This is a genomic window from Erwinia sp. Leaf53 (genome assembly GCF_001422605.1).
Taxonomy (GTDB): Bacteria; Pseudomonadota; Gammaproteobacteria; order Enterobacterales; family Enterobacteriaceae; genus Erwinia.
On record NZ_LMLK01000007.1, the window covers coordinates 52,098 to 70,203 of the forward strand.

17 protein-coding genes are annotated in these 18,106 nt (G+C 61.7%); 7 read left to right on the forward strand and 10 right to left on the reverse strand.

The features are described from left to right. The first annotated feature begins 108 nt into the window (after positions 1 to 108). Genes hemA through kdsA form a run of 6 tightly spaced genes read left to right on the forward strand, consistent with a single transcriptional unit; the run spans position 109 to position 5,420 of the window. Positions 109 to 1,365, forward strand: coding sequence for a glutamyl-tRNA reductase (gene hemA, locus ASF13_RS07715; RefSeq protein WP_056234413.1), 1,257 nt, complete (start codon positions 109 to 111; stop codon positions 1,363 to 1,365). Positions 1,366 to 1,402: 37 nt separating this feature from the next. After that, the gene (gene prfA, locus ASF13_RS07720) at positions 1,403 to 2,485 is read left to right on the forward strand and encodes a peptide chain release factor 1 (protein ID WP_056234416.1); all 1,083 of its coding nucleotides are present in this window, start codon (positions 1,403 to 1,405) and stop codon (positions 2,483 to 2,485) included. Next, positions 2,485 to 3,321 (forward strand): peptide chain release factor N(5)-glutamine methyltransferase, encoded by an 837-nt coding sequence (prmC, locus tag ASF13_RS07725; protein WP_056234418.1) that lies wholly within the window; start codon positions 2,485 to 2,487, stop codon positions 3,319 to 3,321. Before prfA ends, prmC begins: the two co-directional genes overlap by 1 nt. A gap of 8 nt (positions 3,322 to 3,329) precedes the next feature. After that, entirely contained in the window at positions 3,330 to 3,728 is a 399-nt protein-coding gene (locus ASF13_RS07730) for a SirB2 family protein (protein WP_056234421.1), read from the forward strand. Beyond that, complete coding sequence (sirB1, locus tag ASF13_RS07735; protein WP_056234423.1) at positions 3,725 to 4,534, forward strand: invasion regulator SirB1; 810 nt, start codon at positions 3,725 to 3,727, stop codon at positions 4,532 to 4,534. Before ASF13_RS07730 ends, sirB1 begins: the two co-directional genes overlap by 4 nt. A gap of 31 nt (positions 4,535 to 4,565) precedes the next feature. Further along, the gene (kdsA, locus tag ASF13_RS07740; protein WP_056234426.1) at positions 4,566 to 5,420 is read left to right on the forward strand and encodes a 3-deoxy-8-phosphooctulonate synthase; all 855 of its coding nucleotides are present in this window, start codon (positions 4,566 to 4,568) and stop codon (positions 5,418 to 5,420) included. Between the two features lie 279 nt (positions 5,421 to 5,699). Here the strand turns inward: kdsA and chaA are convergent, their stop codons facing one another. The 8 genes from chaA to ASF13_RS07780 form a co-directional block, all read right to left on the reverse strand. Then, positions 5,700 to 6,788: a sodium-potassium/proton antiporter ChaA gene (gene chaA, locus ASF13_RS07745; protein WP_056234429.1), complete on the reverse strand. Its 1,089-nt coding sequence runs from the start codon at positions 6,786 to 6,788 to the stop codon at positions 5,700 to 5,702. Between the two features lie 361 nt (positions 6,789 to 7,149). Continuing rightward, the gene (locus tag ASF13_RS07750) at positions 7,150 to 8,166 is read right to left on the reverse strand and encodes a LacI family DNA-binding transcriptional regulator (RefSeq protein ID WP_056234432.1); all 1,017 of its coding nucleotides are present in this window, start codon (positions 8,164 to 8,166) and stop codon (positions 7,150 to 7,152) included. A gap of 28 nt (positions 8,167 to 8,194) precedes the next feature. Beyond that, the gene (locus ASF13_RS07755; protein ID WP_056234436.1) at positions 8,195 to 9,604 is read right to left on the reverse strand and encodes a sucrose-6-phosphate hydrolase; all 1,410 of its coding nucleotides are present in this window, start codon (positions 9,602 to 9,604) and stop codon (positions 8,195 to 8,197) included. Beyond that, positions 9,601 to 10,974 carry a sucrose-specific PTS transporter subunit IIBC gene (locus tag ASF13_RS07760; protein WP_056234438.1) on the reverse strand — a complete coding sequence of 458 codons (1,374 nt, stop codon included), beginning with the start codon at positions 10,972 to 10,974 and terminating at the stop codon, positions 9,601 to 9,603. The genes ASF13_RS07755 and ASF13_RS07760 overlap by 4 nt, the downstream gene beginning before the upstream one ends. 37 nt (positions 10,975 to 11,011) lie before the next feature. Next, positions 11,012 to 12,619: a carbohydrate porin gene (locus ASF13_RS07765; RefSeq protein WP_056234441.1), complete on the reverse strand. Its 1,608-nt coding sequence runs from the start codon at positions 12,617 to 12,619 to the stop codon at positions 11,012 to 11,014. A gap of 166 nt (positions 12,620 to 12,785) precedes the next feature. After that, positions 12,786 to 13,709, reverse strand: a complete 924-nt coding sequence (locus ASF13_RS07770) for an aminoimidazole riboside kinase (protein WP_056234444.1) — start codon at positions 13,707 to 13,709, stop codon at positions 12,786 to 12,788. A gap of 252 nt (positions 13,710 to 13,961) precedes the next feature. Then, complete coding sequence (locus tag ASF13_RS07775) at positions 13,962 to 14,372, reverse strand: type II toxin-antitoxin system HicB family antitoxin (RefSeq protein WP_056234447.1); 411 nt, start codon at positions 14,370 to 14,372, stop codon at positions 13,962 to 13,964. Positions 14,373 to 14,434: 62 nt separating this feature from the next. Continuing rightward, positions 14,435 to 14,623: a type II toxin-antitoxin system HicA family toxin gene (locus tag ASF13_RS07780; protein WP_056234451.1), complete on the reverse strand. Its 189-nt coding sequence runs from the start codon at positions 14,621 to 14,623 to the stop codon at positions 14,435 to 14,437. Between the two features lie 314 nt (positions 14,624 to 14,937). Here ASF13_RS07780 and ASF13_RS07785 point away from each other — a divergent pair, with 314 nt between their 5' ends. Then, on the forward strand, positions 14,938 to 15,615 hold the full coding sequence (locus ASF13_RS07785; protein ID WP_056234453.1) for a gamma-glutamylcyclotransferase: 678 nt from the start codon (positions 14,938 to 14,940) through the stop codon (positions 15,613 to 15,615). 8 nt (positions 15,616 to 15,623) lie between these two features. On the opposite strand, the gene ASF13_RS07790 is transcribed toward ASF13_RS07785, so the two are convergent. Both ASF13_RS07790 and ASF13_RS07795 read right to left on the reverse strand, forming a co-directional pair. Continuing rightward, complete coding sequence (locus ASF13_RS07790; protein WP_056234456.1) at positions 15,624 to 17,132, reverse strand: serine/threonine-protein kinase; 1,509 nt, start codon at positions 17,130 to 17,132, stop codon at positions 15,624 to 15,626. Positions 17,133 to 17,168: 36 nt separating this feature from the next. Beyond that, a complete protein-coding gene (locus ASF13_RS07795) occupies positions 17,169 to 18,098 on the reverse strand; it encodes a hypothetical protein (protein ID WP_056234459.1) in 930 nt (309 codons plus the stop codon). Positions 18,099 to 18,106 lie beyond the last annotated feature (8 nt).

Here is an 18,106-nt window from a genome sequence, read left to right on the forward strand (position 1 = left end):
GAGCTTGTTACAGTGATAGATGAAGCATAGCTTTTATTGATCCCGCGCATCTTGTAGAATGCGCTTCACAAAACCCTGACAACTGTGGGATTACCCCAACCTCGTACCATGACGTTACTGGCTCTCGGCATCAATCACAAAACGGCCCCTGTTGCACTGCGCGAGCGTGTGACCTTCTCACCAGACACGCTTGAGCTGGCGCTCAACAGCCTGCACGCGCAGCCTCTGGTGCAGGGCGGTGTGGTGCTATCTACCTGTAACCGCACCGAGCTCTACCTCAGTGTAGAACAGCAGGAGAACCTGCAGGAGCAGCTGGTCAGCTGGTTGTGTGATTACCATCAGCTCAGCGTCGATGAGGTGCGTAAAAGCCTTTACTGGCATCAGGGTGACGAGGCGGTCAGCCACCTGATGCGCGTGGCCAGCGGGCTGGACTCGCTGGTGCTGGGTGAACCACAGATCCTGGGCCAGGTGAAGAAAGCTTTTGCCGACTCCCAGCGCGGCCACTCGCTCTCCAGCGAGCTTGAACGCCTGTTCCAGAAATCCTTCTCCGTCGCCAAACGCGTGCGTACCGAAACAGAAATCGGTGCCAATGCGGTATCGGTGGCGTTTGCCGCCTGTACCCTGGCGCGACAGATTTTCGAATCCCTTGCCGACGTGACCGTGCTGCTGGTCGGGGCGGGCGAGACCGTTGAACTGGCCGCGCGCCATCTGCGTCAGCATAAAGTAAAAAAACTGATGATCGCCAACCGCACCCGCGAACGCGCTCAGGCGTTAGCCGATGAAGTGGGGGCGGAGGTGATTAGCCTGCCGGAGATTGATGCACGGCTGGCCGAAGCCGATATTATTATCAGCTCTACCGCCAGCCCGCTGCCGATTATCGGTAAAGGTATGGTTGAACGCGCGCTGAAGCAGCGCCGTAACCAGCCGATGCTGCTGGTGGATATTGCGGTACCGCGTGATGTGGAGCCGGAAGTCGGCAAACTGGCTAACGCCTACCTCTACAGCGTGGATGATCTGCAGGCGATTATTGAAAGCAACCTGGCGCAGCGCAAAGCCGCTGCCGTGCAGGCGGAAACCATCGTGGTGCAGGAGAGCGGCGAATTTATGTCGTGGCTGCGTGCGCAGAGCGCGGTGGAAACCATTCGCGAGTACCGGTCGCAGGCCGAGCAGGTGCGCAGCGAGCTGGAAGAGCGCGCGCTGGCGGCGCTGCAGAACGGTGCCAACGCCGAAGAGGTGATGCGTGACCTCGCCCGCAAACTGACCAACCGCCTGATCCACGCGCCAACCAAATCCCTTCAGCAGGCCGCCCGCGATGGCGATGGCGAACGCCTGCAAATTTTACGCGACGGCCTCGGGCTGGAATAGCGTTTACGCCTCTTTTTGACAAGGTAAAACACCATCAATGAAGTCTTCTATTGTTGCTAAACTGGAAGCCCTGCAGGAGCGCCACGAAGAAGTGGAGGCGATGCTGGGCGACGCCGGCGTGATCGCCGACCAGGAACGTTTTCGCGCGCTCTCGCGGGAGTATGCGCAGCTGACGGATGTCACCCAGTGCTTCCGCCAGTGGCAGCAGACCCAGGAAGATATCGAAACCGCAGAAATGATGCTCGGCGATCCTGAAATGCGTGAAATGGCGCAGGAAGAGCTGACCGCGGCCCGCGCCGCCAGCGAAAGCCTTGAGCAGCAGCTGCAGGTCCTGCTGCTGCCGAAGGATCCGGATGACGAACGCAGCTGCTTTATCGAAGTGCGCGCCGGCACCGGCGGCGACGAAGCGGCGATTTTCGCCGGCGATCTGTTCCGTATGTACAGCCGTTACGCCGAATCCCGCCGCTGGAAGGTGGAGGTGATGAGCGCTAACGAAGGCGAACACGGCGGCTACAAAGAGGTGATTGCCAAAGTGATCGGCGAGGGCGCTTACGGGCGTCTGAAGTTTGAATCCGGCGGCCACCGCGTGCAGCGCGTGCCGGAAACCGAATCGCAGGGGCGTATTCACACCTCGGCCTGTACGGTAGCGGTGATGCCGGAACTGCCGGAGGCCGAGCTGCCGGACATTAACCCGTCCGATCTGAGAATTGACACCTTCCGCTCCTCCGGGGCCGGTGGTCAGCACGTGAACACCACCGACTCGGCGATCCGCATCACCCACCTGCCGACCGGCATCGTGGTGGAGTGTCAGGATGAGCGTTCGCAGCACAAAAACAAAGCCAAGGCGCTGTCGGTGCTGGGCGCGCGTATTCACGCCGCCGAGATGGCCCGTCGCCATCAGGAAGAGTCCTCTACCCGGCGTAACCTGCTGGGCAGCGGCGACCGCTCCGACCGTAACCGTACCTACAACTTCCCGCAGGGGCGCGTTACTGACCACCGCATTAACCTGACCATCTACCGCCTGGATGAGGCGATGGAAGGCAAGCTTGATGCGCTGATCGAGCCGATCGTGCAGGAGTATCAGGCCGACCAGCTGGCGGCACTCGCCGGGCAGGATTGATGCAGATCCGCAGCTGGCTGCGTGCGGCCACCCAGCGGCTGGCCGCCAGCGACAGCCCGAAGCGTGATGCGGAGATCCTGCTGGGGCAGGTGACCGGCAAAACACGCAGCTGGCTGATCGCCTTTGACGATCGCGAACTGGACGCGCAGCAGCTGGCCGCGCTGGAGCCGTTGCTGGCGCGCCGCGAAGCGGGGGAGCCGGTGGCGTACCTGACCGGCGAGCGCGAGTTCTGGTCGCTGCCGCTCAGCGTGTCACCGGAGACGCTGATCCCGCGGCCGGACAGCGAAGTGCTGGTGGAACAGGCGCTGCTGCGCCTGCCCGCCGGCCCCGGCCAGGTGCTCGACCTCGGCACCGGCACCGGCGCGATTGCGCTGGCCATCGCCAGCGAGCGGCCGGAGTGCGCGATCGCTGGCGTCGATCGTATCCCGGCCGCGGTGGCGGTGGCGCAGCATAATGCCGCGAAGCTCTCGCTGACCAACGCCCGTTTCCTGCACAGCCACTGGTTCAGCGCGCTGACCGGGCAGCAGTTTGCGCTGATCGTCAGCAATCCCCCCTATATTGATGCCGCCGACCACCACCTGTCCGAAGGTGACGTGCGCTTTGAACCGGCCAGCGCGCTGGTGGCGGACGATCATGGCCTGGCCGATATCAGGGCGATTGCCGCCGACGCGCCCGCGCATCTGCTGGACAACGGCTGGCTGCTGCTGGAGCACGGCTGGCAGCAGGGGGCTGCCGTACGGCAGATCCTCGCCGCTCAGGGGTTTGCCCATATTGCCACCTGCCAGGACTACGGCGGCAACGATCGGGTCACCTGCGGGCAAAAAACGCGTATTTAAGGAGTCTTATGGCCGAATGGTATCTGCCGCTGAAACACTTTCATCTGCTGACGGTTGTCCTTACCGCGCTGATGTTTATCCTGCGTTTCTGCTGGCTGTTGCGCGGCTCACCGCTGTTACAACAGCGCTGGGTGCGCATTATCCCCCACCTTAACGACACGCTGCTGCTGCTGTCCGGCGTGCTGCTGGTCACGGTTACCCACTTTTATCCCTTTTCACCGCAGGGCAGCTGGCTGACTGAGAAGCTGTTTGGCGTTATTATCTATATCGCTCTCGGTTTTATCGCCCTGGGCAAACGTCCACGCGCGCAGAAGGTGCGCTGGATTGCGTTTATTGTGGCCCTGGCCGCGCTGGTGGCAATCGTAAGGATAGCTACAACTAAAATGCCACTGTTGGGGTTTGTATGACGTCCATAGCTGAATTTGATTTTACCGCCGCGCCGCTGAGTGAGGCGGTGCTGAGCGCGTCAGAAAGCATTCGCGGTGACTTCCCGTCGGCCGAGGTACGCGCGCAGCTGGCGCAGCTGGTCGCCGAGGCGCGGGCCGCCATCCCGACCGATCTGGCCGCCGACTTACAGCTGGAGCAGCTGATCGCGCTGTTCTGGCACCAGTGGGGGTTTGGCGGTGCCAGCGGCGTGTATCGCCTGTCTGACTGCCTGTGGCTGGATAAGGTACTGCATACCCGCCAGGGAACCGCCGTCTCGCTGGGGGTGATCTTCCTGCATATCGCCGGCGAACTGGAGCTGCCGCTCTACCCGGTAATTTTCCCCACCCAGCTGATCCTGCGTGCCGAGTGGATAAACGAGGAGGTGTCGCTGATTAACCCGTTTGACGGTGATACCCTCGACGACCACACGCTGGAAGTCTGGCTGAAGGGCAATATTGGCCCGGTGGCCGAGCTGTATGAAGAAGATTTACAGGAATCGGAACCGCTCAGCGTGCTGCGCAAAATGCTCGACACCCTGAAAGCGGCGCTGATGGATGAAAAGCAGATGGAAATGGCGCTGCAGGTCAGCCAGCTGCTGATTGATATGGATCCGGAAGACCCTTATGAAATCCGCGACCGTGGGCTGATCTTCGCCCAGCTCGACTGCGAGCACGTGGCGGTGAACGACCTGACCTACTTTGTTGAACAGTGCCCGGAAGATCCGATCAGCGACATGATTAAGCTGCAGATCCACTCGATTGAACAGAAACAGATTACCCTTCACTAACTTCAGTGAACCTGAATGATAAGGCGATGAAATGAATCAGAAAGTGGTTAATATTGGCGATATCCCGGTCGCAAACGACCTGCCATTCGTCCTGTTTGGCGGTATGAACGTGCTGGAGTCACGCGACCTGGCGATGCGTATCTGCGAGCATTACGTTACCGTGACCCAGAAGCTGGGCATCCCTTACGTATTCAAAGCGTCGTTTGACAAAGCCAACCGCTCCTCTATCCACTCTTATCGTGGCCCGGGCCTCGAAGAGGGGATGAAAATCTTCCAGGAGCTGAAACAGGCCTTCGGCGTTAAAATCATCACCGACGTGCACGAAGCCAGCCAGGCGCAGACGGTGGCCGACGTGGTCGACGTCATCCAGCTGCCGGCGTTCCTCGCCCGCCAGACCGATCTGGTGGAAGCGATGGCCAAAACCGGCGCGGTGATCAACGTGAAAAAACCACAGTTCGTCAGCCCCGGCCAGATGGGTAACATCGTCGACAAATTCGCCGAAGGCGGCAACGACAAAGTGATCCTCTGCGATCGCGGAGCCAACTTCGGTTACGACAACCTGGTTGTAGACATGCTCGGCTTCAACATCATGAAACAGGTTTCCGGCAACAGCCCGGTGATCTTCGACGTCACCCACGCCCTGCAGTGCCGCGACCCACTCGGTGCTGCCTCCGGCGGCCGCCGCGCCCAGGTGGCAGAACTGGCGCGCGCCGGCATGGCCGTCGGCATCGCTGGCCTGTTTATCGAAGCCCACCCGGACCCGGCCAACGCCAAATGCGACGGCCCATCCGCGCTGCCGCTGGACAAACTTGAGCCGTTCCTCGCCCAGATGAAAGCCATCGACGACCTGGTCAAAAGCTTCCCGGCGCTCGACACCAGCAACTAAACCCGCGCCCGATCGCCAGACGCAAAAAAGCCACCCTAAAAAGGTGGCTTTTTTTCGCATAATACCCACCCAACCAGCCTAATCTTGCCAACCCATCCAACCTAGTCAATGTAGCTAACTCAGACAACACTGACGCCCATTATCAGGGAGGGCAGTGGGATGAGCCCGTAGCGGGGTAACCCGCGGAGGGTCGCCCGCATGACGGCTGGCACTCTCGATCGCACAGACGACTTAAGCACCGAAGCCCACAGAAAACTCAAGCACCGAATCCAAAAAGGATCACAGCATCACCGTCATCAGATACGCCACAAACAGCGCCAGATGCGCCGCCCCGTTCAGCACATTCGTGCGCCCGGTCGAAAACGAAATCTGACACAGCACCAGCGCCGACACCATCACCACCATCTGCGGCGACTCCAGCCCGAAAATCAACTCCTGCCCGGTCAGCGTGGCAATAATCGTCACCGTCGGCACCGTCAGAGAAATCGTCGCCAGCACCGAACCAAAAAACAGATTCATCGCGCGCTGCACCTGATTGGCCAGCACCGCCTTAATCGCCCCCAGCCCCTCGGGAGACAGAATCAACAACGCCACCAGGAAACCGGTAAAGGCCTCGGGCGCCTTCAGCGTCTCCAGCAATGAACCCAACGTATTGGCGTTCATCTTAGTCACCGCAATAACCGCAATCAACTGCACCACTAACATCCCGGTATGCCAGGCGCTGGAATGCGCGGAAGGCTTACCATGATGCGGATCGTCACCGTCATCCTCATGCTCATACACGAACAGACTCTGATGCGTCTTGGTCTGGATCAGCAGAAACACCCCGTACATCGCCGCGGAAATCGCCGACACCAGCAGCGCCTGGCCGGTGGTGAAATTGCCACCCGGCAACGCGTCCGGCAACACCAGCACGATCATCGCCAGCGGGAAAATCGCAATCAGATACTGCTTCACCCCGGCCAGATTCACGTACTGGGTGGCAAACTTGCGCCCGCCAAGCAGCAGCGCAAAACCGACCAGACCACCGGTAACGATCATAATGATGGAATAAAGCGTATCGCGCATCAGCGCCGGTGCGGCATCGCCGGTCGCCATCAGCGCAGAAATCAGACTCACCTCAAGGATCACCACCGACAAACTGAGGATCAGCGAGCCGTAAGGTTCGCCGAGACGGTGGGCAAGCACGTCGGCGTGGCGCACCACGCTAAAGGCGCTGCTGAGAATGGCGACCAGCGCCAGCAGGTTAATACCGATCACTGCGGGTAATGAGTTAGTTCCGCCCCATAACCATAAAACGGCCATCGCGGCAGCAGTCAAAATCAGGGAGTACTCTTTGTGACGGGTCTTGCTCTCGGATGCACTCATAGGCTAACGCTCCTGCTCTGTTCCATGACCTGAAAAGGGAAATTCCCGGTCAGTTTAAAGGTGTCGCATGAAGTATCAGCGACAAGTGCCTAAAGTGTAACCTTTTTTAAGGGGGCTCGTGGAGACTTTACGGAATTTTACGGAATAATCGTAAAAAATGAATGGAGATGCTATTTGTCATAAGCATCCTGAATAAGACTATATAAATTAGTGATATTGCGACTGCGATAAACGTCATTTGCAGGGTTAAAGTGATGTTAATGCGGCTGGTTAAGCCCTAAAACAGCACTGTAACAACTAAAAGTTAGTCAGGCAGTTATAAATGGTAGCTTGAAAAACAACCGCTCTCAACCAGTGAAGATTACAGCGGTTTTGCCCGCCGCCACTTCAGCCGCGCCGGCAGACAGCGCTGCGGCTGCTCCAGCGGGCGCTCCTCAATCAGCTGTCCGATCATCTCAAAGCAGTTCCACGCCAGCAGACGCTCGTCCTGCTCAACGGTATCAATACGCACCGACAGCGCATCATACAGATAGTGGTCGTCAAAGCTGCACAGGTGCATCGGCGTGTTTAACAGCCCGTGCTGGCTCAGGTAGCGCAGCACCCCCTCCTGCAGCCCGCAGGCGGCGCAGAACAGCGCCTGCGGCACCCGGCCCAACCGCGCATACAGCTCGGCGAACATCTCATAGCCTGAACTGGCATGGTAATGGCCGTGCATAATCCACTCCGGCCTGACCGCCAGCCCGGCGCGTTCCAGCCCGAGCCGATAGCCCGCCAGCCGATCGCGGGTCGGTGAGATGCGCGGCTGGCCGCCGAAAAAGTAGATCTCTTCATAGCCCTCACGCGCCACGGCTTCCAGCAGGGTGGCGGTGGGAGAGGTGGCTTCGGTGATGACCAGCGGCAGCGTCGACTCGCCGAGATGGCGGTCAAACAGCACCACCGGCAGCTGCTGGTTAATTTTCTGATAGTCGCTGTCGTTTAGCTGGCTGGAGGCCACGATCAGCCCGTCAACCTGGCGCTGGATCAGATTGCTTACCGCCAGCGTCTCCTGGCTGGCGTTCTCTGCGGTACAGGCGATCAGCAGCTGCAGCCCGGCGTCGCGGCACAGCATCTCCAGCTCGTGGGAAAAACGGGCGAAGCCGTGGTTGGTCATCTCCGGGACCACCAGCCCGAGGGTGTTGCTGCGGCTGGAGTTCAGGGCGCGGGCGTGAATGCTCGGCTGGTAGTGCTGTTCGCGGGCCACGTCCAGCACCCGCTGGCGGGTCGTTTCGGCCACGCGCAGCTCTTTGCCACGACCGTTGAGCACCAGGCTGGCGGTGGACTTGGAGACTCCGGCCAGCCTGGCGATATCGTTGATGGTGATACGTTTGCTTTTGGTCACAGTGGCTTACGCGTAAAGGCTCAATGGCTCATTCTATCACGCATTGCTGCAACCTCCAGTGACGCAGGGTAATTTGCGCGTTGCCGGTCAGGCGCAGCCGCGGCTCCGGCTGCGGGAAATAGCGTGAAGACATTACCGCGTCGCCGTCGTTGATAAAGATTTCGACGCTGGAGCGATCGCAGAGAATACGCAGCTGCCGTACCTCGCCGCGCCAGTAACGCGTCTCCTCTTCACCGCTGCGCAGATTATGCCGCCGCAGGGTCAGGCCGTGGCGATCGGCGCTCAAATGCAGGGTGTCAGCAAAGCTGAAATGACAGCTACCGGTCAGCGTCAGCTCCAGCTCGGCGCTGCCGATATCGACGGCGGGCAGGTTCTCTGCGATGCCCCGCAGCTGCGTCTCCTGCCCGCGCAGCTGCTGCAGCTCCCGCACCGGCCGCTGGCGCAGCCGGTCGCCGTGCAGCGTCAGCTCGCGCGGGCAGGTCATAGTGTGCATCCAGCCGTGCTCACGGGTTGGTTGCGCGAATTCATCGCCGTCGGGAATGCCCATCCAGCCGATCAGCAGCCGGCGACCGTCGTCGGCCAGGGTGGTTTGCGGCGCGTAGAACTCGAAGCCGTGATCCAGCTCGTGAAAGTCGCCGTGGCGGTACTGCACGCCCGGGTAATCCAGCGTGCCGCAGAAGTAGCCGCTCTGGAAGGTATTGCGCCAGCGGTACTGTTCGGCGGGCAGCCCCTGCGGGCAGACCAGCAGCACGTCGCTGTCGTCCAGCGTAAACAGGTCCGGGCACTCCCACATATAGCCAAAATCACCCAGCCCGTTGACCCGGCTGCCGGCAATTTCGCCGAGCAGCGTCCAGTCGTGCAGGTCAGCGGAGCGCAGCAGCAGCACTTTGCCCTGCAGCTGCTGATCCTGTGCGCCCAGCACCATGTACCACTGCCCGTCGTGCTGCCACACTTTCGGGTCGCGCACGTGGCCGGTGTACCCTTCCGGCAGCGCCAGCACCGGCCCCAGCTTGCGGAAGCTGCCGTCGCTCTGCTGTTCGGCGAGGCACTGCCAGGCGGTGCGGCCGCCGTCGGCAAATTTGACGTTGCCGGTGTAGACCAGCGTCAGCACCCCCTGATTATCCACCGCGCTGCCGGAGTAGCAGCCGTGGCTCTCATACTCTTCTGCCGGAGCCAGCGCCAGCGGTTCGTGCCGCCAGTGAACCAGGTCGGCCGAGCTCCACTGGCCCCAGAACTTGGCACCGTGGGCGCAGGCCAGCGGGTTCCACTGGTAGCACAGCACATAGCGGCCGTTAAACTGAATAAAGCCGTTCGGGTCATTCATCAGCCCCACGGTGGGGGCGAGGTGCCAGGCGGGGCGATGACGGTCGGCGGCAGCGCGCGGCTGGCCGCTGAGCACCGCGCGTAGCGCCTGGTTCAGTAAACGGGACTCACTCATGCTTTACTCTCCGGCCTGATTTTCAGCAGCAGCGACAGCGTGAACGCCACGCCGAAGGCGATCGCCATCCCGACCAGATAGCTGAGCATCGAGCTGCCCTGCACGATCGCCAGGCCCGGCAGGGCGGTCAGCCCGACGGCGGTCATATTGACGTGCATAATCACCACCCAGGCGCCGCCCGCCGCGCCGCCCGCCAGGCCGGCGATAAACGGCGTGATATAACGCAGGTTTACGCCAAAAATCGCCGCTTCGGTAATGCCCAGCATCGCGGAGAAGGCGGAAGGCAGCACGATGCTGCGGGTTTTCACGTCGCGCACCTTGAACCACACCGCCAGACAGGCCCCGGCCTGGGCGACGTTGGCCATCGACCAGATCGGCAGCAGGAAGTTGACGCCGATCGACGGGTTACCCAGCAGCCCGGCCTCAATGGCGTGGAAGCTGTGGTGAACCCCGGTAATCACGATCACCGAATAGAGCCCGCCGAACAGCAGCCCGGCCAGCCAGCCGGCGTGGGCAATCAGCGTACTGAGTACCAGCGAAATGCCGTCGCCCAGCCCGCGCCCCAGCGGGCCGATAATCAGCAGCGCGACAAAGCCGGAGATCACCACCGTCAGGAACGGCGTCAGGATGATGTCCAGCGCGTCCGGGATCACCCGACGCAGCCGCTTCTCGCAGTGGCTCATAAACCACACCGTCAGCAGCACCGGGAACACCGTGCCCTGATAGCCGATCATCGCCACGTCGAGGCCGAAGAAGTTCATGGTCTGGAAACCGCCCGCCACGCCCCAGGCGTTGGTCAGCGCCGGGTGGGTGAGGATACCGCCCAGCGTCGCCCCCAGATAGGGGTTGCCGCCGAACTCACGGGCGGCGGTGAAGCCGATCAGGATCGGCAGGATGATAAACGCCGCCGAGCTGAACATATCCAGCATGATAAACAGCGCGCTGCTGGCATCGGCCCAGCCGTAGCTTTTGACCATCCCCAGCAGGCCCATCAGCAGGCCGGAGGCGACGATCGCCGGAATGATCGGTACAAAGATGTTCGACAGCACCCGCGCCAGGCGCTGGAACGGGTTGAGTTTTTTCGCCGCGATGTTCGCCGCGTCGCTCTTGCTCGACTCGCTGATGCCGGCGGCCTGGATAAAGGCGGCATGCACCTTGTTAACCAGCCCGCTGCCAAAAATAATCTGCATCTGCCCGGCGTTACGGAAGCAGCCTTTCACGCCCTCCAGCGCCTCGATGGCCTCTTTCTGAACCAGGCTGTCGTCCACCATCACCAGCCGCAGGCGGGTGGCGCAGTGGGCGGCGCTGGCGATATTCTCGCGGCCGCCAAGCAGCGGCAGCAGTTCGCGGGCCGTTTTTTCAATATCCATGTTATCCCCTGTTATACGTTAAGACGGTGGCCGCTGGTCAGAACCAGGTTTCCATCTGAATGCCAAAATTCCACTCGCCGCCGGCGCTGAAGCCGCTGCTGCCAAAGGCGTCATCGCTGGCGTAGCGGTCCAGCGAGCTGTTCCAGTCCATCCAGCTGGTGAACAGGCGGATTTCCGGACGGGTGAAGAAGTCGCCGATATCCGCCACCTTGAAGGTCGGTGCCACGGTCAGCTTCCAGAAGCCGCCTGAAACCGCCTGGCGCTGCTTATAGCCCTGCGGGTCGAGATCCATATACTGATAGCTGCCCTCATAGGCCATGGCGAAGTTCGGGTTAATCTCCTGAATAAAGCGGGCGTTCAGCGTCGCCCAGCGATAGTCGTCGCCGGCGGCATAGCGATCGCGGCTGCTCTGCGCCAGCAGGGCCGGGGCAAAGCTCCAGTTCGGGTTCAGACGGGTCACGCCGTAGCTGGCCAGCCGCCAGGTTTGCGCCTGCTGCGTCAGGTTGCCGTCAGAGCCCAGCCCTTTGACTTCCGCCCCCAGCCCGCGTCCGTACAGCAGCGCGGTTTTCGCCTGGCCGTCGGCCAGCCCCCAGAAGCTGTCGTTATGCAGCGCCAGCATGGCGTGTGCGCCGGTGTCGCCGGCGCTGGCGTTGTTGCGGCTCTCATTGATACGTTCATCGTTGTCTTTGGCGCGCATGCCGCTGACCATCAGCTGCCACGGGCCGGCAAAGGTGTTGGCGGTGACGATATAGTTCTCGATGGTGTTATCGATGGTTTCAATATTGCCAAAATTACGTCCGTAGACCGAGAAGTTGCTTTTCAGCCCGTCGCGCCACTGCACGTCGTAGATGCCGCCGCCGGTACCGGCGAGGAACACCACGTCGCTGTCCAGCCAGTGGATGTCGAAGTTGTCGCGGTCAAAGCGTTTACCGGCCCACAGCGTACTGTGATCGAAGACGCCGTTAAACGCCGGCAGCTCGCCGAGTTCGACGAAGGCCTGACGAATGTTCAGCTCGCTGGTGCCGCCGGTCCAGTCGTTGTAGCTGCGCTGACCGTCGGCCAGCATCGCCTTGAAGCGGGTGGTGGCACCGTTGGCCAGCTGCTGCTTATGTTCGAAATTCAGCTCAACGTAGGTGTTGTTTTCATTGCCTAAACGCCCGACCGCGCCGCCGGTCTCGCCGGCCGGGGTAAGGTAAGGGCCGCTCTGGGTGCCGGCCGCCGAGTCGTTCATAATCAGACCGGAGCGGGCGTAGCCGTGGAATTCAAAGCCATCGGCAAAGGACGGTTTGCCGGCCACCGGCGCGGGGGCGGGTGCCGCAGGCGTGGCCGGGGTTGCGGCAGACGCGGTGCCGGTATTTGGGGCTGCCGGAGTTGTAGAGGCTGGCGCACTGGCAAAGGCCGCCGTACCCGCACCCGCAGCACCGGCCGTTGCCTGCGCGTTGCCGCGCTGCGTTTCCAGCCGGGCGACGGTTTTCTCTGCGCTGGCGGCGCGCTGCTCCGCGTCACTGGCGCGTTTTTCCGCCTGCTGCAGGCGCTGTTCCATAGCGATCAGCCGTGCTTCCAGGCTATCAAGGGTGGCGGCCTGGGAAAGAGGGGTGGCAAGGGCAATACCGATTGCCAGCGCCAGCGTGCTTATTTTTTTCATCGTAACGGTTCCCTGAGTATGCGTTGTTTTATTTTTTTGCTAAACCGGTTCGATAGGAAGGGTAAAAGATCGTGGCCGATCCTTTCAATCAGATTTGCTAACCCGGTTCAGGAACTGTGACCGGGTTAGCAGTTTGTGCCTTCGTGTGGGCGGTTACTGCCGGTATTCAGTCTGCTGCGGCGAGATCGCGGGCGTACGGCAGGGCGGTCATCGCCCCTTTGGCGGTGGTGGCGGCGGCACCGCTGCGCTGGGCCTGGTCAATCGCTGCGGCCAGCCGGGCCGGGGCCAGCGGATTGGCCTCCTGCGCCAGCGCCGCCAGCAGCCCGGCGACAAAGGCATCCCCCGCGCCGGTGGTATCCACCACGCTGACTTTCGGGGCAGGATAGTGCTGCAGCTGCTCACGGTGCCAGACGTAAACGCCCGCGCCGCCCAGCGTCACCAGCAGCAGTGCCGGCTGGTAACGTGCCGCAAAATCGTGGATGCGATCGCTCAGGCTGGCCGCCGCGCTCAGCACGTTCAGTTCGTCCTCGGACAGCTTAATGATATCTGCCGCCTGAAACGCCGCCTGCAGGCAGCGGTTCAGCTCGGCGGCGTCCGGCCACAGGTCGTCGCGCAGGTTGGGGTCGAAGCTTACCCAGCCGCCCGCCTGCTTCACCGCCGCCATCGCCTGCATCGCCGCGCTGCGGCTCGGTTCGGCGCTCAGGGCGATCGAACAGAGGTGCAGCCCTTCACCGGCGGCAAAGCGCGGCAGCCGTTCAGCGGTCAGAAACAGGTCAGCGGAAGGGCGCACCATAAAGGTAAACTGCCGCTCGCCGTCGGCATCCAGACCGACCAGCACCGTGGAGGTGCGCTGCCCGGTTTCGCGGGTCATATACCGCGTGTCCACCCGCTCCTGCTGCAGCGTGCTGCGCAGAAACTCACCGAACGGATCGTCGCCGACGCAGCCGATAAAGGCGCTCTCGCCGCCGAGCCGGGCCACGCCGACCGCCACGTTGGCCGGCGCGCCGCCGGGGCACTGCAGCAGCCGGTTATTCGCTTCCGGCAGCAGGTCCACCACCGCATCGCCCAGCACCCAGATTTTGTTACTCATCGTCACTCTCCTTAAGGTCATTTACGCGTAAGCTAAACTGGTTTAGCAAAAAATGGAAGAATTCCGTTCTTGTTTTGCGACCTGGAATTACGCTGACTGCGATGCGATGCGATGCGATGCGATGCGATGCGATGCGATGCGATGCGATGCGATGCGATGCGATAAAGGAAAGTACGCATGCAGCGGCGGGGTAAAAAGTATGGCGGGCACCTGTATCACGAAACCAGGCGCCCGCAGAGACTTTTTAGGGCGTTACCCTCTGGCCAGTTCTTTCCGCGCCAGCTCAGAGAGGAAGGAAGAACGATTGCGAAAGTGACCGTTTTTCTCAATATAACGGTCTATCGCCGTGAGCAAATTCCCCGGCATCGTCAGATTGAATTTGATCGCTTTTCTCTCATATTTCGCCGGATCCAGCTCAATCAGGGTGAGAAAGCCACCATCTTCTTTCAGACGGCTGTCCCCCAGCCAGGCGGCCGGATCGCGGGGAACGACCACCGGATTGCCCATCTCAGTGAACACTTCCATATGCTGGCCGAATGCCGTTTCAGCATCACGTACGGCCGCTTCCAGGTTATCACCGGAGAAAAAGCACCCGTCAACATCGGGAAAATAGCCGTCATAGGTGCCACTTTCATTAATGAAAACAAAGATTGGATAGAGCATCGTAGCCTCACCAGATTAAGAATGACGATTTCAACAGTAAACAGGCAAATCGGATATCAGGCTCAAAACAGTTTCAGTCCTGATATTTCCTGTGCCTGTCTGATAATCCCCTTTGACAGATCCTTGCGAGGATAGGGAACGGTAATAATTTTAATGACTCCAGGCTTGCTCAGCGTCACATGACTGCCAGATTGCCGCTGCCTGAGCCAACCATCAGCCCGCAATTGCCGGATCAACTCCTCGCTACTCATCTGCTGTCCCTGTCAGTAAGTATGGGTATAATACCCATTATTTTGAACGTTAACCATGATTTTTGTAGGTTCTGCACCCACCATTTTGCACGATTCAGCCGGCGTTTTTTGATACTGCGGGCGCTGTCCGTGAGAACGCTTAGTGTTTCAGCGGGATAAAAAACACTTTTTTGTTATGAAGCCGGTTACAGGCTTGCCGAACGGCCCTGAAATGCATATGGTCATCAGACGGGTCGGTTTTTTATCGTAAAACGGCCAGTTTCAGGAAGTGAGTCAATGAATAACAGGACGTTACGCAGTGGTGCAGGAGGGGTATGTTAACCAGAGATTTTTTAGCACGGGCGGACTGTAAGACCGCCTTTGGCGATATTGATTTGGCGCTGTTGTTAAGCGAAGAGCAGCGTGCGGCCTCGCTGGCGGCGACGCTGGCGAGCCGGCCCGATCACAGCCCGGTGTGGATATTTGGCTACGGCTCGTTGATGTGGAACCCGGTATTTGAGGCCGATGAAGCGGCGCCGGGCACCCTGCAGGGCTGGCACCGCGCATTCTGCCTGCGGCTGACCGCCGGGCGTGCCACCCGCAACCAGCCCGGACGGATGCTGGCGCTGAAAGAGGGCGGGCAGACCAGCGGTCTGGCGTTTCGCCTGCCGGAGGAGAAACTGCAGGAGGAGCTGGAGCTGCTGTGGAAGCGGGAGATGATCACCGGCTGCTACCTGCCGACCTGGTGCGGGCTGACGCTGGATGACGGCCGTACGGTGACGGCGCTGGTGTTTATTATGGACCCGCGCCATCCGCTGTATGAGTCCGACTCCTGCCCGCAGACCATCGCGCCGCTGATCGCCCAGGCCAGCGGGCCGCTGGGTACCAACGCGCAGTATCTGTTCTCGCTGGAGCAGGAGCTGCAGCAGCGCGGAATGGCCGATAACTGCCTGACCGGGCTGGTGGAGAAGGTGCGCGACCTGCAGCAGAACCATAACGGGCTGGCCGGCTGACGTCGGCCTCAGGGTTGCGGGTTTACCAGCCAGGTGCCCGCACGATCGATAGTCAGCTGCTGCTGGCGCACGCCGCCGGCGCTTTTCACCTGCAGCTGCCAGCTGCCCGCTGCCAGGTTCAGCACCGCCAGGCCATCACTGTCCGCCTTCACCGCCTGCACCTTACCGTTCACCAGCAGCGACTCGCCGCTGTTCAGCCGCAGATAGACCGTGGCTAAGCTGGCCGCAGGGGCCGCTGGCGTGGCGACGGCAGAACCCTGTGCGGCGGCGACCGGCGCATCATCGCGATTCAGCATCCACACCACGCCCGCCACCGCCGCCAGCGACAGCAGGCTTAACCCAAGCAGCGCGGGCGACAGCCGCCGCGGCGTCGCCGCCTGGGTGACTGGCGCCGCCGCTGCCGCCGCGTGGTTAATCGCCACGGAGGCGGGTTGAGCGGCGGCTGGCGTCAGACCCGCTGATGCTGCTGCCGGCTGTGCAGCAATATCAGCGGCGGGAATCGCTGCCGGTGCTGCCCCGGCAACCACGTCAGTTCCTGCGCTGCTCTCCGCTGTCACCATCGATGCCGGTAACGCTGAGGAGGTAAGGTTGGCCCGCTGCAGCCGCGCTTCAACCTCGGCTTCCGGCAGCGCGATCAGCGCCGCCAGCTGCTCCAGCGACTGCGGCCGTTCGCCTGGCGCCATCGCCAGCGCCTGGTCCACCGCGTACAGCAGCGGCAGCGACCAGCCGGCTGGCCGACGGTCGGTCAGCGGCGGGTAGCGGTCTTCAATACAGCGCACGACGCTGACCGGCGGCGGGCTGCCGGCGATCAGCGTGTGCAGCACCGCACCCAGCGCGTAGATATCGGTCCACGGCCCCTGTTCGCGCTCGCCCTCTTCGCTGTACTGCTCAATCGGCGCATAGCCGGGCTTGAGCATGATTTCGGTTTCATCCTCCAGGTTGCCGATCTCTTTGCGCGCCGAGCCAAAGTCCAGCAGCACCGGCTGGTCGTTATCCTGGATCTGGATATTGTCCAGCGAGATATCCCGGTGCAGGTAGCCCTCCTGATGCAGGGTGGCGATGGCGCTGAACAGCGGCGGCAGCAGCTGGCGGATCCAGGCTTCGCTGATGCGCGCCGGGTCGTTAAGCTGTAGCGCCTTCAGGCTGGAACCGCTGTAGAACAGCGTCACCATATAGGCGGTGCCGTTCTGTTCCCAGAAGCGCAGCACGTTGAGCAGCCCCGGATGGTTGAAGCGGGCCAGCAGGCGCGCCTCCTGGATAAAGCTGGTCAGCCCGGCCTGGTAGAGTTTCTGCTGGCGCTCGCTGCGCGGCTGCAGCGATCCGTCCGCGTTGCGGCTGGCCAGCGTGGCCGGCATATACTCTTTGATCGCCACCGTGCGTTCCAGCTGGTGGTCCCAGGCGCGGTAGACGATGCCGAAGCCGCCGCCGCCGATGGCTTCGCTGATTTCAAATTCGTTAAAGCGATAGCCGGCGGCCAGGGCACCGGCGGGCGGCGTAGACTGAAGATTCGATGACATGAACGCCACTCTCCTGCAGGTCGGCTGAGCCGCTGCTTAATTAACGCTGCGCCAGGCCGCAATGGCCGGGTCAGCGAGCTCGGCGTGCAGGTCATCAACCAGCAGCACATGAATAGTCACCGTCGGGTCGACCGTTGCCGCCCAGCGGTTATGCAGATCGCTGACGCGCTGCTTCAGCGCGGCGGCATCACCGGCGGCGTCGCGGCTGCTTTTGACCAGCAGGGTGCCGCTGAACGACCACAGCTGCTGGCGGGCGTCATAGGGCAGCAGCAGCCAGCTGTCGGCGGCATCCTGCCGGGCCAGTACCAGGCGCTGATTGTTGGCCGCCAGCACCGTAGCACCGGTCGCCGCAGGCTGCAGATGCGCCAGCGGGTAGCCGTCAATAAAGGTCACCGGCCGCGCGTCGGTTTTATCCGCCTTCAGCAGCTCCAGCTGGCCATTGCCCTCCAGCCAGCCCTGCGCATTGCAGCGCAGCGTGGCGGCCGCGGGAATAAACAGCGAACCGCTGTTGCGATCCCAGCCGGTGCGAAAATGGCAGCCGCCGGGCAGCGCAAAGCGCGGCAGCGGCTCGGCGTTGGCCGGCGGCGAGAGGTCGGTCGGCAGCGCCTCATCACCGGCGGTGACGATGGGGCGCCAGCGCTGCTCTTTTACCGCGCTGCCGCTGGCCAGCACCGCGCCCTGGCCGTCGGTGAGCTGCCACGGCAGCTCCAGCAGCCGCGAACACTGGTTCTGTAACAGATTGCCTACCTGCGGCAGAAAGCCGTTCAGCACCGTGGCATCAGCGGGTTTACCGGCGACGATACGCAGCGGCAGCGTCTGGCGGCACCAGGCCTGCGCCTCGCTGCTGCTGACGTCGTCGATATACACCTCCAGCGCCAGGCTGGGGGAGTAGACGACGCGATAATCACCGGCGTGGGCGGCGGCGGCGAACAGCAGCATCGCGGCTGCGGACGACCAAAATTTCATCGTAATCC